10 protein-coding genes and 1 pseudogene are annotated in these 15025 nt (G+C 62.9%); 2 read left to right on the forward strand and 9 right to left on the reverse strand.

Annotated features, from left to right (window positions below; all coding sequences use genetic code 11):
• Nucleotides 1-13: 13 nt before the first annotated feature.
• The 5 genes from AB5Y70_RS10920 to arcB all read right to left on the reverse strand — a co-directional run bounded on the left by AB5Y70_RS10920 (nucleotide 14) and on the right by arcB (nucleotide 9852).
• Entirely contained in the window at nucleotides 14-1225 is a 1212-nt protein-coding gene (locus tag AB5Y70_RS10920) for an EAL domain-containing protein (RefSeq protein ID WP_041214588.1), read from the reverse strand.
• On the reverse strand, nucleotides 1218-5492 hold the full coding sequence (locus tag AB5Y70_RS10925; RefSeq protein ID WP_368175998.1) for a transporter substrate-binding domain-containing protein: 4275 nt from the start codon (nucleotides 5490-5492) through the stop codon (nucleotides 1218-1220). The genes AB5Y70_RS10920 and AB5Y70_RS10925 overlap by 8 nt, the downstream gene beginning before the upstream one ends.
• Before the next feature lie 144 nt (nucleotides 5493-5636).
• Nucleotides 5637-5840 carry a hypothetical protein gene (locus AB5Y70_RS10930; protein ID WP_041211124.1) on the reverse strand — a complete coding sequence of 68 codons (204 nt, stop codon included), beginning with the start codon at nucleotides 5838-5840 and terminating at the stop codon, nucleotides 5637-5639.
• Nucleotides 5841-6133: 293 nt separating this feature from the next.
• On the reverse strand, nucleotides 6134-7510 hold the full coding sequence (gene dgt / locus AB5Y70_RS10935) for a dGTPase (protein WP_368175999.1): 1377 nt from the start codon (nucleotides 7508-7510) through the stop codon (nucleotides 6134-6136).
• Nucleotides 7511-7539: 29 nt separating this feature from the next.
• Entirely contained in the window at nucleotides 7540-9852 is a 2313-nt protein-coding gene (gene arcB / locus AB5Y70_RS10940) for an aerobic respiration two-component sensor histidine kinase ArcB (RefSeq protein WP_052815934.1), read from the reverse strand.
• 202 nt (nucleotides 9853-10054) lie between these two features.
• On the opposite strand from arcB, the gene AB5Y70_RS10945 reads away from it, so the two are divergent.
• Complete coding sequence (locus AB5Y70_RS10945) at nucleotides 10055-11053, forward strand: DUF2860 family protein (RefSeq protein ID WP_039040951.1); 999 nt, start codon at nucleotides 10055-10057, stop codon at nucleotides 11051-11053.
• 61 nt (nucleotides 11054-11114) lie between these two features.
• On the opposite strand, the gene AB5Y70_RS10950 is transcribed toward AB5Y70_RS10945, so the two are convergent.
• From AB5Y70_RS10950 to AB5Y70_RS10965, 4 genes and pseudogenes are all read right to left on the reverse strand, one after another.
• Complete coding sequence (locus AB5Y70_RS10950; RefSeq protein WP_029313837.1) at nucleotides 11115-11807, reverse strand: DUF3334 family protein; 693 nt, start codon at nucleotides 11805-11807, stop codon at nucleotides 11115-11117.
• Between the two features lie 118 nt (nucleotides 11808-11925).
• Nucleotides 11926-12372, reverse strand: coding sequence for an HIT domain-containing protein (locus AB5Y70_RS10955; RefSeq protein ID WP_103244730.1), 447 nt, complete (start codon nucleotides 12370-12372; stop codon nucleotides 11926-11928).
• 73 nt (nucleotides 12373-12445) lie between these two features.
• Nucleotides 12446-13069 (reverse strand): DUF2057 domain-containing protein, encoded by a 624-nt coding sequence (locus AB5Y70_RS10960; RefSeq protein WP_279988799.1) that lies wholly within the window; start codon nucleotides 13067-13069, stop codon nucleotides 12446-12448.
• 74 nt (nucleotides 13070-13143) lie between these two features.
• Nucleotides 13144-13827 (reverse strand): annotated as a pseudogene (locus tag AB5Y70_RS10965) (substrate binding domain-containing protein); the annotation flags it as partial.
• A gap of 71 nt (nucleotides 13828-13898) precedes the next feature.
• Between AB5Y70_RS10965 and AB5Y70_RS10970 the strand changes: the two are divergent.
• Nucleotides 13899-14986 (forward strand): IS3-like element ISKpn10 family transposase gene (locus AB5Y70_RS10970; RefSeq protein WP_099368947.1). Its coding sequence is split into 2 segments (ribosomal slippage): nucleotides 13899-14151 and nucleotides 14151-14986, totalling 1089 coding nucleotides; the frame shifts between segments, so codons are not numbered across the junction.
• The last annotated feature ends 39 nt before the right edge of the window (nucleotides 14987-15025 follow it).

The following is a 15025-nucleotide window of genomic DNA, read 5'->3' on the forward strand; positions in this document are numbered from 1 at the left end:
ATCCTGCCCGGGATTAGCGTCTGATGAGCGCGGGCAAACGAGCCTGCCAACCCTGATGCCATCCCATCAGCTCCTCGCGGGGCATGGGACGGGCGGAGAAGAAGCCCTGGCATTGATCGCACCCCAGCTTCGCCAGCAATTGCCAGGTCGCCTCATCTTCGACCCCCTCGGCCACCGATTTCAAGCCCAACTTGCGAGCCAGCTCGATGCTGGACTCGATGATGGCTAGGCGAGAGGGATCTTCATAGCAGCGATCCACGAAGGATCTGTCCAGTTTCAACTCGGTAAAGGGGAGCAGGGCGAGCTGCTGCATGGAGGAGTAGCCGGTCCCGAAATCATCGATGGAGAGACCAAAACCGTGCATCCGCAAGCGGGTCAGCACCTCCAGCGACTTGCCGAGATCCTTGACGAAGGCGCTCTCGGTCACTTCGAGGGTGATGAGCTCGGGGTTGATGCTCCAGCGCTGGCAGTGGCTGAGCAGGGTGTTGCACAGATCCCCCTCGATGAGGGAGGTGGTGGAGAGGTTCATCGACAGGTTCAGGGAGAGCCCGGTCTTCTCCCACAGGTGGCCGTCCCGCAGCGCCTTGCCGATGATCACCTCGGTGAGCGGGTCGATGAGCCCGTTGTGCTCCGCCAGCGGGATGAAACGAGCCGGCGAGATCAGGCCATATTCGGGGTGTTGCCAGCGGGCAAGCGCCTCCATGCCGAGCCACTCCCCGTTGTGAAAACCCACCTTGGGTTGATACCAGGGCAGCAACTGGTCCTGATCCAGCGCCCGGCGCAGCTCATCCAGGGTCAGGTGATAACCATCCTCTTCCTGGCTGCGCACCTGCTGGGGCCGCCAGGCACCGATGAGCTGCGCGATCTGCTGGGGAGACGCGGGTTTCTCGATGCGCCCCAGCACCTGCAGGCCATAGGCCCGGCTCATGCGCAGCACGGCATCGACCACGTCATCCTCCAGGGCGCTGCACAGCACAATGCCGCCGCGGAACCCGCCAAGGGAGAGGCGGCGCAGCAGCGCCATGCCATCCATGCCGGGCATGCGCAGATCGCAGAACAGGATGTCGACCCTGTGGTGCTGGCACTGTGCCAGCGCCTCCTCCCCGTCCTGCGCCTCCAGCAGGTTGCCGTAGCCCAGTCCGCGGATCTGGTGCATCAGGGCCTTGCGCTGGAAGTTGTGATCCTCCACCACCATGATCGCCAACTCATGCCGTGCGCTATTCATCGAGCCATAACCCCGTTTCACCTCTGATAGAGTCCATCAATGCCTGTACCTCCCTGGCCAGGTCATCGAGCTTGTCCAGTTGTTTCAATCTGGCCGCCGCCTCCAGCCGGGCCGCCTCCTCTGCCAATGCCTGCTGTCCTACCATGCGCGCGGCCCCCTTGATGCGATGTGCCGTCTCCACCAGCGCCTGGGTATCCTGGCTGGCCAGCGCCAGCCTCATGTCCTCGCCATCCTGCTCGTTGGCGTCCAGGTATTCGCTGGCCATGCTGCGAGCCACCGCCTCATCCCCGAACAGAGTCAACCAGCTTATGCCTGGCAGCTGAACCCTGGCTTGCCGGGGCGCCTCCGAGGCGAGCTGTTCTTCCTGAGTCGGCAACCAGCGCCCCAGGGTCTGGCTCAGGGCATCCAGGCTGTAGGGCTTGAACAGCATGTCGTTCATGCCGGCATCACGCATCTGTTGGCTCGCCTCCTCAGAGGTATCGGCCGTCACCCCGATAATGGGAGCACTGTCCCCGGCATCCCGCAAGGCTCGCGTGAGGGCATAGCCATCCATCACCGGCATGTGGCAGTCGGTCAGCAGCAGGGCGAAGTCCTGTCCCTGCCAGGCGCGCAGCGCCTCCTCGCCATCTTCCACTACCTCGGATTCGAGCCCCAGGATAGCGAGCTGCCTCGTCAGCAATGCCCGGTTGACGGGGTGATCATCTGCCACCAGCACCCGCCCCCTGAGCTTCTCCCCCTCCATCCCCATCGACTGGCTCGCCTGCTGGTTGAACAGTGACCGGCAGGTTTCCAGCAACAGATCGGGGTAGAGAGGCGATTGTCCCAGTCGCCACCAGGCGTCGCCCCCCATGCGTCCCCGCAGGGCCTCATGGGGAGAGAGTACTATGCCCTTGAGGTTCGAACGCTGCAAACAGGCCAGCCAGTCACTGCCAAGGGCCTGCTCCAGGTGATTCTCCTGCGCCAGCAGATGCCCCTCAAGGGGCTGCTGCCAATGGTGTGCCTCCATGCGTACCAGTCTGGCGCCCAGCCTGGCCATCACTGATTCCAGCCCCTCATCCTCCCCAAACCACCACCATACCTGACCGGTCAGGGGCGGCGCTTCCCACTGGCACTCGGCCAGGGGCAGCGTGAAGGTCACGCAGGTGCCCATTCCGGGGGTACTCTCCAGGGTCAGGCTCCCCCCCATTTTCTGGGTGAGTTGATGACAGATGGCAAGCCCAAGCCCGGTGCCGCCAAACCGGCGATTGGTGTCGGACTCCACCTGCTTGAAGGGGATGAAGAGGGTGCGCTGCTGCTCCAGGGCGATGCCGATCCCGGTATCCCGGACCCGGAAGGCCAGCCGGTCGTCTTCATAATCCACCTGGATGGCGATCGCCCCTGCCTCGGTGAACTTCACCGCGTTGTTCAACAGATTGGAGATCACCTGCCCCACCCTTATCCCGTCGATGCAGGCCAGATCCGGCACCGTCTTCCCCCACCGCAGCGTCACGTTGAGCCCCTTGCCATAGGCCAGGGCCGCATGTCCCCGGATGACATCGCAAATCACCGAGGTCAGGCGGCAGTGATGGGGGTGCAGTTGCAACTGCCCGGCTTCCATCTTGGAGAAGTCCAGGATGTCGTTCACCAGATAGAGCAGGTGGTTGGTGGAGGTCGAGATATTGCGCAACATGTAGCGCTGATCGTCGTCCAGCGCGCTCATTTGCAGCAGCTCCAGCATGCCGTGCATGCCGGAGATGGGAGTGCGAAGCTCATGACTCATGGTGGCGAGGAAGCGGCTGCGCGCCTGGGTCGCCTCCTCCGCCACCCGCCTGGCCTGGCGCAGTTCCAGCTCCTGGCGCTTGAGCTTGGTGATGTCCTGCACCACGCCGTTCAATATGACCCCTTCAAGCCCCTCCTGGTGAACGAAGTGACCACGGATCTGCAAATAGCCCGCCTCCCCCTGACGCCGGATCTCCACCTCGAGATCCAGCGGCTGCATGCTCAGGGCATGACGATCCACCGTGGCCACGAAGTCCTGGTGCGCCTTGCCTGTCAGCCCCAGGATGGAGGCACCGGTGACCGCCATGCCGGCCTGCTCCTCTTCGACCCCCACCATCTCCCTGACCCCTTGCGAGGTGTAGAGGAAGTGCCCCTTGCCCGGCCCAAGCCAGTGATACTGATAGACCAGACCCGGCATGCTGTCGGTGATCTGGGTCAGCCGGGTCTGCGCCTCCTGGGCCGCAAACCGCGCCTGCTCCAGCTCGGTCACGTCGGTCAGCACGGTCAGGATCCCGAGCCGCTTGTCATCGGGCCCCGCAAAGAGCCGCTTGGTGTAGATCATCTGGTGCAGGCGATCGTCATCAAACCGGATCTCGCCCCGGCCATGAAGCTCCTCTCCGCTCTCCCAGACGCTGGCATCCTCCTCCATCACCCTGGTGCGGATCGACTCGGGCAATCGATCCTGGAGCAACCGCTCATAGGAGCCCGTCAAGTTCTCCCCGCCGAGAAACATCTGCCGATACGCCCGGTTCGTCATTGCCACTTCATAGCGCTCGTTGGTCAGCACCACCTGGTTGGGCAGGGCATCCAGCATCATCTGGACAAACACCAGCTGCTCCTCGAGCCGCCGCTCAGCCTCCCGCCGCTGGCTGATCTGGCGGCGCAACGTCCGGTTCCAGCCCATGAACAGCAAGAGGCAGAGCAGGAAGATGCCGCCGCCGAGGGAGGACCAGAGCAGCACCGTCTTCGGATCCAGTCCCGTCTGTATGGTCAGGGAGAGCCACTTTTTCTCCAGGGCGGAGAGTTCGTCGGGGGGAATGGCGATCAGCACCTTGGTGAGGATCTGCTGCAGCATGGGGTCCTGCAACTGGGTCGCCATGGCGATGGGTACCCGCAGGTCGCTGCCGGAGAAGACCACCTGGTAGCGGTCGCTGAATCCCTTTTGCAGCGACTGCTCCAGGGTGGTGGTGCTCATCAGCACATAGTCGACCTTCTGCTGGTCAAGCAGGGGCAGCAATTCGGCATCGCTGGCCACCGGCATGGCGATGGCCCCCACCTCGTTCAGCAAGACCTGCTCCACCGAGCCCCCTACCATGCCCACCCTGTGCCCTTTCAGTGCCCTGGCGGCGGTGAGCTCGGCCATCCCCTGCCTCGCCACGACCACCCGGTTGATCGACGCGTAGTTGGGGGTAAAGCGGGCAAACTGCTGACGCTCCGCGGTGGGAGTCATGGCCGGGATGAGATCCAGCTTGCGATCCTGGAAGAGCGCCATGCTCTGGGCCCAGCTCCGGGTCGGCACCAGGGTGAACTGGAGCCCGGCACGCTGGCCCATCAGTGTCAGCAGATCGGCAATGAGCCCCTTGAGCCGCCCCCTGTCGTCCACCTCGCTCATCCCGGGCCAATCCGGGGCAACCCCGTAGCGGATGACCGGATGTGCTTGCAACCACGCCTGCTCCTGCGGATTGAAGACGATCTCCCTGCTCCTTTTCACCAGGGCATAGTCGAGGATGTCCCCCGCCTCCAGAATGGCGCGACGCTCGAGGGGAGAGATATCCTCAAGGGCCCGCTCCAGCAGTCCCTGCAAGACATCATTCCTGGGCGCCACGGCCATGGCGAGGGAGGTATCCCTCATCCAGTCGATCCTGGCCAGCGCCATGCCCGCCATGGCTTGCAGCCTGTTCAGCATGGGCAGTTCGGCCAGGTAGGCATCCGCCTTGCCCTCCTTGAGCATGAAGATCGCCTCGTCCCGGCTGTCGGCCGTGATCAGGTTCGAGATCCCCAGGCGCAGCAGCTCATCGCAGGCGCTGACACCGAAGACGCAGACCCAGCGCACCCCATAGGCCTCCTCCAGGGAGAGGCTCTCCCGCCCCCCCGTCAGCAGCACGGCGCGGGGCAGTGCCATCAGCTCGGAGGTAAATTGCATCTGCAAGGTGCGGGTCGGGCTCGGTGCCACCCCGATCAACATGTCGACCTTGCCATCCAGCAAGGCCTGCTGGACCGCCGCATTGTTGACGTAGGCACGGTAGCGAAGGCTCACCCCCAGCCTGGCGGCAATCTGGGAGGCGAACTCATCCAGGGGGCCGGTGAAATTGCCGCGCCCATCGGTATAGACATAGGGTGGCCAGGCCGCCGAAGGCATGCCGACGACCAGTTCATCATGGGTGGCAAGCCAGTGCAGTTCGTCCAGGGTGAAGTTGCTCTGGTCCAGTTGCGCCGGCGCAGCCGCAACCATCAGGCTCCAGAAAGCCAGACCACATAGCAGGATGAGACGACAGCAGCGGCGGAACATTATCAACTCCCATACGAAACGGAGGGGGATCATAGAGTGTTTGGCGCAATGTGCGACAACTAAATTGAGACAATGCTCATCAGGAAAGAAAAATGGCAGGCCCAGGCCTGCCATCCACCAGGTCGGGGGCCATGCCCCCTCCCATCAGGTTATTCGGTTCCCGAGCCGGAAACCGGTTTGAAACTCCCGCTCACGGATGTGGGCGATCTGCACTTCCTTGCCTTCCAGCCCGATGTCTTTGAGCAGGGCAGGCGAAAGGTGCAGGTAGCTGACGCGACGCTCCAGCCGGGTGATCCTTTTTTGAACCAGGGTCTCTACGTGGCGCAGCAGGGCGAGTTCGATAGACATAATATTCTCCAGTTGAACGTGCGGTTCCCCCGGAGAGAGGTGATCACCCTGCGGGACAACCGCGGGTGATGAAAAAAGCAGGTGTTACCTGTCCCCTCCACGCGGCAAATAAAGAGCACGAGTCTTCGCGCTGCCAGAGCAGCGATCGAACGCAACGTTGAACATGGAATGTTGCATGGTCGTCTCCTTACCGTGTGAAAGTTGAACAAGTTGCCGCAGTGTAAAAAAACACCGAATTTTACGCAATATCTCTCCCACCCATATGGGTGGAATGCGGCCAAAAAGAGATTCAATCAAATTCCTGACAACAGCCGGAACTCCTCCAGCGCATAGGTATCCGTCATGCCGCTCACATAATCGAGCAGCAGCCGCACCCGGTAGTACCACTCCTGCTCGCTCTCCTTTTCGAAACGGGGATCCCGGCTCGCCACCGCCAGCCGGTACGCCTTGAGGTGGCGGGCAGAGAGGCGGTGGAACAGCCGCCGGGCAAAGAAGAGCTCGCTCCCGCCGTTGCCTGCGAGCAGCCGCTCGAACTGGCTGGCGGGCAGGGCCAGCAGGCAGGCGTAGGTGGAGAGCACCCCGCGCAGGGCGGCATAGCCTTCCAGCTCCAGCGCCTCCACCTCCGGGCGCATGAACACCAGCTCGCGAGCCACCCGCTTGAGGGTATCGAGTACCCGGGCTGCCGGAGCCTGGCCGTGCAGCAGCGCCTGGGGATAGGCCCCGCTCAGGATCTGATCGTGCTCGGCCACATAGGTATGGGCGGCCAGCGCCACCAGATCCCGGGTCAGATGCTGGCGAAAATGGGGGAAGAACCCCCAACCGGAGGCAAGCGCCTCATCGAGCAGGTCGGCCATGTAACCGCCCTCGTCCGCCTCGCGCAGGGCTGTCAGCAGCTCGCTCTGGGTGAGGATGCGCCTGTCCACCGCATCCTCGAGATCGGCGATGCAGTAAGAGATGTCGTCCGCCGCCTCCATGATGTAGACCAGCGGATGACGGCACCCCTCGGCCAGCCCCAGGCTCTGGCCGAGGGCACGATAGAGGGGTTGTTCGCTGAAGAAGATGCCGCGCTTGCTGGTCCAGCCGTGGTGCTGACCATAGCCCTGGGGATGGTGCAATCCCGGTAGGGGCTGCTGCGGGTATTTGCACAGCGCCGCCAACTGCCCCAGGGTGAGGTTCAGCTCATGGAGGCTGTGCACCAGTCGCAGGCTCTGGGCATTGCCGTCAAACACCAGCAGATCCTGGCGAAGGGTTGCCCACTGGGGGCTCGGCAACTGGTCGTGGGCACGGGCGAAGAGGCCGTCCAGCTCCTGGGCAAGCCACTGACTCATCACCTGCTCGCCGAAATGGCCAAACGGCGGGTTGCCGACATCGTGCAACAGGCAGGACATCTCCACCAGATTGATGAAGGCCCCCTCGCACACCACTCCGGCCGGCAACGCCGCCAGGATGCGGCGACTGATCTGGCGACCGGTCTCCTGCACCTCCAGCGAATGGGTGAGACGGCTGCGCACCGAGGCTTTCACATCGAGCGGGAAGACCTGGGTCTTCTGCTGCAACCGACGCACCGGCGCCGCCTGCACGATGCGGGTGCGGTCCTGCTCCGTCGCCTCCAGCAGGTCTTCGTCTCCCCAGGGGTGAATGCGCTCGGGGGGGATCAAACGGTCATACATGTCGCGGCTCCTTGCCTGAGGCGTCGTGTCTACGAGAGCAGCCAGCGCCGCAGGCGGGCGATGTCACCCGGGTATTCCCGGCGCAGGGTTTCAATCCAGTCTTCCACGTTCTCCCACCAGGCGGGGTGATCCGGGCTCTGGATAAGCTGGGCCGTCTGCTGCAACCGGCGCAGGCCGATGGAGCCCGCCGCCCCCTTGATCTTGTGGGCCTCCTCCACCACACCGGCCTGATCCCTGGCAATCATGTTGGAGTCGAGCACCGCCATGTAGTCCGGCATCATCTTCTCGAACAGCTCGACGCTGGAGAGCAGCACCGGCTTGCCGACCGTGCTGGCGTAATCGGTGAGGAAGGGCAGATCCAGCAGGGCATCCTGATGGTGGACATCGTCCTGCTCGTCCGCCTCGTCCCCGGCGAGATCCGCAAACAGGTGGCCTATCACCTCCCGCACCGCCTTGGAGCCCAGCGGCTTGTTGATCACATCCTGCATGCCGTGATCCCGGTAGTACTGGCGATCGCCGGTGGCATTGGCGGTGAGCGCCACCATGGGGGGCAGGCTGTCGCCGTAGCGCGCGAGCAGTTGCTCCGCCACATCGAACCCCGTCATGTCCGGCAGCTGGATGTCGAGCAGGATCAAGTCGAAATCATCCGGGTTGGCCATGGCCAGCGCCTCTGCACCATCCCGCGCCACCTTGACCTGATGGCCGAGCTTGTTCAGCAGGGCGCAGGCCACGGTGACGTTCAGCTCCACATCCTCCACCAGCAGGATGTCGAGGGAGGGCATCTCGGGCTCCGGGGCCGCGGCCTTGGGCTCGACGCAGTCCACCTCCAGCTCGGCGGTGAAGCAGGCGCCTTCGCCCGGGTCGCTGTCCACATAGAGTTGACCGCCCATGGCCTGCACCAGCTGGCGGGAGACCGCAAGACCGATGCCGGTACCGGTGGCGTGCTTCTTGCCCTGCACCTGATAGTACATGGCGAAGATCTTCTCCTGCTGGGCGCGGGGAATACCCACCCCGGTGTCTTCCACCTCGAAGTGCAGCGCCAGCTTACCCGGTTCATCAGAGGCGTGGGCGAGACAGCGTATGGTGACGCCCCCTTCATCGGTGAACTTGACCGCATTGCCCACCAGGTTCCACAGCACCTGGCGCAGCCGGGTGCCGTCCGCCATCACGAACTGGGGCATGTCGCCGTCCCGGTCGAAGTGCAGGTAGAGCCCCTTCTGCTCCGCCTGGATGCGCGACAGCGTCTCCAGCTCGTCGAGGAAGGCGGGCAAATCCAGCGGAGCCGGCGCAATCTCCAGCCGACGACGGTCGAGCTTGTCCAGATCGATGATGTCGTTGAAGATGTTGCCGAGCGTCACCGCGCTCAGGTGGATGGTCTTGAGCTGCTGCTGCTGTCTGGCATCGAGGGGCGTATCCATCAGCATCCGGCTTAAGCCGACGATGCCATTGAGCGGGGTGCGCAGCTCGTGGCTGATGGTGGAAATGAAGGTGGTCTTGTCCCGACTCGCCTTCTCCAGCTTGTCCTGGTACTGCTTGCGCTCGGTGATGTCGCGACCAAAGCCGAGCAGGCCGAGCCGCTTGCCGAAGCGGTCGAAGAAGGGCACCTTGCGCAGCTCGAAGTAGGCCTTGCGGCCATCGGGATACTCCAGCCACTGCTCATAGGTGAGCGGCTCGTTCTGGGCGAAGACCTGCTTGTCGGTCTCCACCACCTTGCTGGCGATGTCGTGCTTGTAGACATCGAACGGGGTCAGGCCGATGAGTTCCGCTTCCACCTTGCCGGTGAGCTCCTCCATGGCGCGGTTGCAACCGGAGAACTGCTCGTCCTCGTTGCGGTAATAGACCAGATCGGGGGAGCAGTCGATGAAGGAGCGCAAGAGGGCGGTACGCTCCCCCAGATGCAGCTGGGCCTTCTCCCGCTGGAACACTTCGTTTTCGAGATCCTCGATGGCTTGCTGGCGCAGGGTCTCGGCCCGGTTGGTCTCGGCGATCTGGGCGTTGAGCCGGCTGATGTTCTCCTGCAACTGGCTGTTGAGCTCGAGATCCCGCTCGCGCATGTCTTGCAACTTGCGCACCATCCGGGTCAGCCGCTGGCGGGAGTCCTCCAGCTGATCCACCACGATGGAGAGAAAATAGACGGCCCAGGGGGTCACCAGCAGGCCGAAGAAGACAGAGCGCACCAGGTCGACGATGTCCACGGTGCCGCGCAAAAACAGGGTCACCCCCATCTGGATCGACACGGCCAGCACTATGATGGCGGTGGCCAGGAACATGCTGAAGCGCACCAGTCCCAGCTTGGTCATCAGGTCGACGTAATATTGCGCCCAGGATTTGATCTGCTTCATCTCGTTGTTTTCTCCCCTTTTCTTGCGCAAACAGGATACCAGTACGGCGCCATGAACTCTTGTCCGTCGCGTATTCAATTATTGATTAACGTCACACTCCGGCTGGGGTAGCATGCCTGCCATGCCTCAGTCAGCACCGGTTCCACCGGGATACCGGGGCGCACTGTCACCCTTCTCATTCGTTATGTCAGGAGCATACCCGATGCGAAATCATGTTCTGTTGAGCCTTGGCCTGCTGGTCGCCACCACCGCCCACGCCGATCTGGGGGAGATCCCCCGCCAGACCGGCTGGTCCGGTTTTCTGCTGGGCGGGGTCAATGCCGGCAGCCACAAGTCCAACTTCTATGCCGGTGACGACAGCAACAGCCGTATCGATGATCTGGGCTCCCCCGGCCGCGAAAGCGGTCTGAGCCCGCTGCTCAATGCCGATATCCGCTACACCTTCGCCGATACCCGCACCCAGGTCTTCCTCGGCAACCTCATCCAGGACGCGGTGCGCTTCGACTTTACCCAGCAACTCGGTCTGCGCCAGGAGATGGGCGACAAGGGTATCGTCGCCACCTCCCTGGTGTTCAACCTCATGCCGGTGGAAGTGTGGAGCGATCCCTTCGCCACCGGCGTGGACCGCAGCGCCACCGATCTCACCTCGAAAGGGGTGCGCTTTGCCTGGGACAGGATCTGGGGCAGCAACGTCTACGCCACCCTGACCAGCCGGGAAGTGGAGCTCGACGAGGAGCGCAGCGGCCAGCAATATGACCTGACCCACGGCACCCACTACGCCTCCATGCTGAGCCGCAATGGCAAGGTCCACGACCTGGCACTCTCCTACCAGTACCACTTCGGCGGCGACCAGTTGCTGGAGCCCGCCTTCCTCTACAAGGAGGCCCGCTTGGACGGGAGTGCGGAGAGCTTCAAGAACACCGGTCTGCAGCTGACCTATGCCAAGCGTGCCTCCCAGTGGTCCATCGTGAGCAACCTCTACGCCGGCAAGCGCAAGTATGACGAGGCGAATCCCCTGTTCGGCCAGCGCGCCGATGCCAGCGAGTTCGCCCTCAATGGCACCTTCTTCTGGCACAACCTGTTCGGCATCAAACCCCTTGCCGCCACCTTCACCGCGGCCTACTCCAGCGCCGACTCCGACATCGACTTCTACGATGCCGAGGCGCTTCGCTTCAGTACCGGGCTGCTTTACAACTTCTGACCCGTACCAAGCAAGGAGGCCACCCCCGGGGTGGCCTCTTCATTTGCACAACCCTCGACCATCAGATGCCGAGGGAATCCAGCAGATCGTCGTGCTCGTTGCTCGCCGGCGCGGCCGCCGGTGCCGGTTTGGCTGACTGCTTGGCCTGAGCGATCAGCTCGTCGGGATCCACCTCCTCCTGCACGCCGCCATCATGGATCCGGATAAACTCCGTCTTGTCCATGGCCAGCTCCAGATAGAAGATGTTGTTGCTGGCGGTGAAGAAGGTCACCCGGCGGGTCTCGGGATTGTCGAGGTTGGTGTCGACGCTCAGCATCACCTGCTTGTTGAGCGCCAGCATCTTGGGCTGGTTCTGGGTGATGTGGGTCTGCAGCTCGCGCCCCACCTTGGTGGTGAAGCTGCCGACGATCTGGTTCATCAGCTCGCCCATGACGTTGCTCACCTCGTCCGAGGTGTGGGAGATGGCAAGATCCTCCTTGGAGAGCCCCATGCTCAGCATGTAGCTCTGGTAGAGCTCCATGGCCGCGGCGGCGGAGAAGTTGATCACCACCAGCCCGGAGAAGCCGCCGTCAAACAGCACGAAACAGCCGATGTCAGGCTTGAGGCAGGTCTTGCTGATCCGCTGCACCATGCCGGAGAAGCGCACCTGGGTCTGGGTCGCCGCACTCAATACGCTCGTCACCGAATTGCACAGGCTCAGCAGTACGTCCTCTGTGGTCAATACGGCATCATCCTCGGATCTTGTCACTATCATGGAACCTTCCTGCTGATCGAAATAATGGGGCTGTCACTCGTGTCGCCCATGTCACCATGCACCGACGCGATACGCTAACAGATTGCGTGATCCCGGTGCCCAAAGCGCGAGCCACCTCTCACTTGACTGGATTATCAGTCAGAAATGGCTGAAATCCATCCAGGGTAGCCAGACGGGTTTGCCAACTGGCAGCCGCCCCTTGCAAGGCCTGCTCCTCATAGGGAATGGCGGGACAGGCACCCCAGATGGGACCGGGCCAGGCCGCATCCAAGCTGAAGCGGGCCACGTGGTGCAGGTGCAGCTGAGGCACCAGATTGCCGAGGGCCGCCACGTTGATCTTGTCCGGGCCGAGTGCCCGCTCCATCAGGGTGGCGACGGCGCAGGACTCCTGCATCAACTGCTGTTGCTGCTCGGGGGCCAGATGATGGATCTCCCGCAGGTTGGCGACCCGGGGCACCAGAATCAGCCAGGGATACTGGCTGTCTTTGGCCAGCAGGACGCGGCACAGGGGCAGATCCCCGAGTATCCGGGTATCCGCCTGAAGGCGGGGGTGCAATTCAAACATGGGGGCCTCGCTGATCAACATGGGCACATCGGGAATCAAAGATGTGCCCACGTTACTGCAACGGGGAGCAAACTTAAAGGCGCGGCACGGCCCAACCGATGAAGCGCTTGCGAAGCGCGGGGTCCGCCTGCAGGAAAAGCTGCTGCAACTGCTCTTCCAGGGCGCTGGCCGACACGGAGGAGGCCCGGGGCGTCGCCACGGCGGCCGCAGTCACATCCGCCGCACCGGCAAGCACGGCAGGCCCCTCGCTGCGGTTGTACTCCATCAACCTCGCATGCCAGTCCATGCCGATCTGCATCCCCTGCACCATCAGCGTATCCTGGCGCACCTCGAGGGGCTGCCCCCCCGCCACCAGGCCCAGGACAGGGGCCCTGGCGTAGCGTTCCATCCCGGCCTCGTCCGCAGGCACGGGAGCCTGCAGGCGCACCGACTGCCCGCGGGCCTCATAGCGAAGCACCTGGGGCTCGGAGCGAACCTGGCGATCGTTGTCGCTGCTGTTGCGACTCGGGATCACCCCCTCGTAGCGCACCAGCAGTTGCTGCTCCCCGTCGGCCAGCACGGCATGCTGCTCGTCCTGCACCTTGCCGGCGCTCACCGCCAGGATCTGGAAATCCCGGGGCACCTCGACCCTGACCTCGGCCTGCACACCGCCGCAGCACAGCAGCGCAACCCCTGCCCAACCCTGATGACGCTTCATTCCCTGACTCTCCTTTCGCGATGAAGGGCGCAGGGTAGCAGCCCCAGATGACAGAAAAATAACGGGATGCAGGCTCACCCCAGCAGATAATGGGGCCGCTCGGCAAACCACTGGGCCAGCACCTGCTTGAACAGCCGGATCTTGCGCGGCACCCGGCGCTGCTGGGCGTGCAGCACATGGATCGGGTGCAGTCCGGTCTGCCACTCCGTCAGCACGGCCACCAGCTCCCCTCGGGCCAGGCTGGCCTCCACCAGCATCAGTGGACACTTGGCAAAGCCCATGCCCGCCCGGGCCAGTTGCAGCAGGGTGCTGTAGTGGTTGGCCCGCACTCGCCCCTGCACCAGGATGTGCGCCTCCTCCTCCCCCTGGCGAAAGTGCCACTGCTCCCAGTCCGGGTTGTGGCCCTGCAGCAGGCAGGAGCGCCCCCCCAGCTCATAGGGAGTGGCGGGGATCCCCTCCCGCGCCAGCAGGGCGGGGCTTGCCACCACCACATCCTTGAGCCTGCCGAGCGGCAGGGCCACCAGGTTGTCGGGGATCAGCTCCATGGCCCGCAGGGCGATGTCATTCTCCCCCTGGCTCATGTCGATCATGGCATTGGTGAAGTTGAGCTCGACCTGGACGCCGGGGCAGAGCTCGGCAAAACGGGCGAGCAGTTCGCTCACCATGCGGTCCCCCGTGCTGACCGGGCAGGTGAAGCGCAGGCGGCCGCTGTCCTCCTCGGTCAGGGCGCGGATCCCCTCCTCCGCCTCCCGGGCCAGGGTAATCCCCCCGAAAAACCAGGGTGCTCATAAGTAGAATTTTCCCGTACCTTGAACGCAGGAGGTTCTACATGAAAACATCACGCTTTAGCGATACCCAGATCATCGCCATCCTCAAACAAGCTGAGGCTGGAGCTCCCGTCCCGGAGCTCTGCCGCGAGCATGGCATCAGCACGACCACCTTCTACAAGTGGCGTTCCAAATTCGGGGGGATGGATGCCTCCCTCATGGCTCGACTCAAGGAGCTGGAGGACGAAAACCGCCGCCTCAAGAAGATGTACGCCGAGGAGCGCCTCAAGGCAGAGATCATCACCGAGGCCATGGCAAAAAAGTGGTAACGCCATCTGCCCGCCGGGAGATGGCGACCAAAGCCGTGACTCACTACGCCATATCCATCCGTCTGGCTTGCCGGATCTTCAAGGTCAGTGAAAGCTGCTATCGCTATCAGCCCGTGCTGGTCGATGAAAACCAGGAAATTGCCGATTGGCTGCTACGTATCACGGCCAGCCAGCGCAACTGGGGCTTCGGGTTATGCTTTTTGTACCTGCGCAACGTCCAAGGCTTTGGCTGGAATCACAAACGGGTATACCGGATCTATCGGGCGCTGGAGCTCAATCTGCGGATAAAACCCAGGAAACGGTTGGTTCGGGCTAAGCCAGAGCCGTTGGCGGTTCCCGACCAGCCTAATCAGTGCTGGTCGATGGACTTTATGCATGACCAGCTCAGCGATGGCCGCTCGGTGCGGCTGTTTAATGTGATCGATGACTTCAATCGTGAAGCGCTGTGCATCGAGGTGGATTTCTCCTTACCCGCCTCACGAGTCAAACGGGCGCTGGAGCAGGTGATCACGTGGCGAGGTAAGCCCGCCATTATCCGATGTGACAATGGCCCGGAATACATCAGCGAAGAGCTCAAGCGATGGGCGAAACAGGAGGGGATAACCCTGGGCTATATCCAGCCAGGAAATCCGCAGCAGAATGCCTACATCGAACGTTTTAACCGCACGGTGCGCTACGACTGGCTGGGCCATTACCTGTTTGAGTCACTGAATGAACTACAGGAGTTTGCCACGAACTGGCTGTGGGTTTATAACCATGAGCGGCCCAATATGGCGCTGGGTGGCTACACGCCGAAACAGCGTCTGGCACAGGCCGCATGACCTCTACTTTTGAATGCCCCTAAAAATGGGGGGATTACC

Source organism: Aeromonas sp. s1(2024) (genome assembly GCF_040908005.1).
Taxonomy (GTDB): domain Bacteria; phylum Pseudomonadota; class Gammaproteobacteria; order Enterobacterales; family Aeromonadaceae; genus Aeromonas; species Aeromonas caviae.

Excerpts from the sequence above, each read along its gene's own strand:
- AB5Y70_RS10945 (WP_039040951.1), top strand. The coding sequence starts at position 10,055 with ATGCGAAATCATGTTCTGTTGAGCCTTGGCCTGCTGGTCGCCACCACC.
- AB5Y70_RS10925 (WP_368175998.1), bottom strand. The coding sequence starts at position 5,492 with ATGTTCCGCCGCTGCTGTCGTCTCATCCTGCTATGTGGTCTGGCTTTC.
- arcB (WP_052815934.1), bottom strand. The coding sequence starts at position 9,852 with ATGAAGCAGATCAAATCCTGGGCGCAATATTACGTCGACCTGATGACC.
- AB5Y70_RS10960 (WP_279988799.1), bottom strand. The coding sequence starts at position 13,069 with ATGAAGCGTCATCAGGGTTGGGCAGGGGTTGCGCTGCTGTGCTGCGGC.
- AB5Y70_RS10920 (WP_041214588.1), bottom strand. The coding sequence starts at position 1,225 with ATGAATAGCGCACGGCATGAGTTGGCGATCATGGTGGTGGAGGATCAC.
- AB5Y70_RS10930 (WP_041211124.1), bottom strand. The coding sequence starts at position 5,840 with ATGTCTATCGAACTCGCCCTGCTGCGCCACGTAGAGACCCTGGTTCAA.
- AB5Y70_RS10955 (WP_103244730.1), bottom strand. The coding sequence starts at position 12,372 with ATGTTTGAATTGCACCCCCGCCTTCAGGCGGATACCCGGATACTCGGG.
- AB5Y70_RS10950 (WP_029313837.1), bottom strand. The coding sequence starts at position 11,807 with ATGATAGTGACAAGATCCGAGGATGATGCCGTATTGACCACAGAGGAC.
- dgt (WP_368175999.1), bottom strand. The coding sequence starts at position 7,510 with ATGTATGACCGTTTGATCCCCCCCGAGCGCATTCACCCCTGGGGAGAC.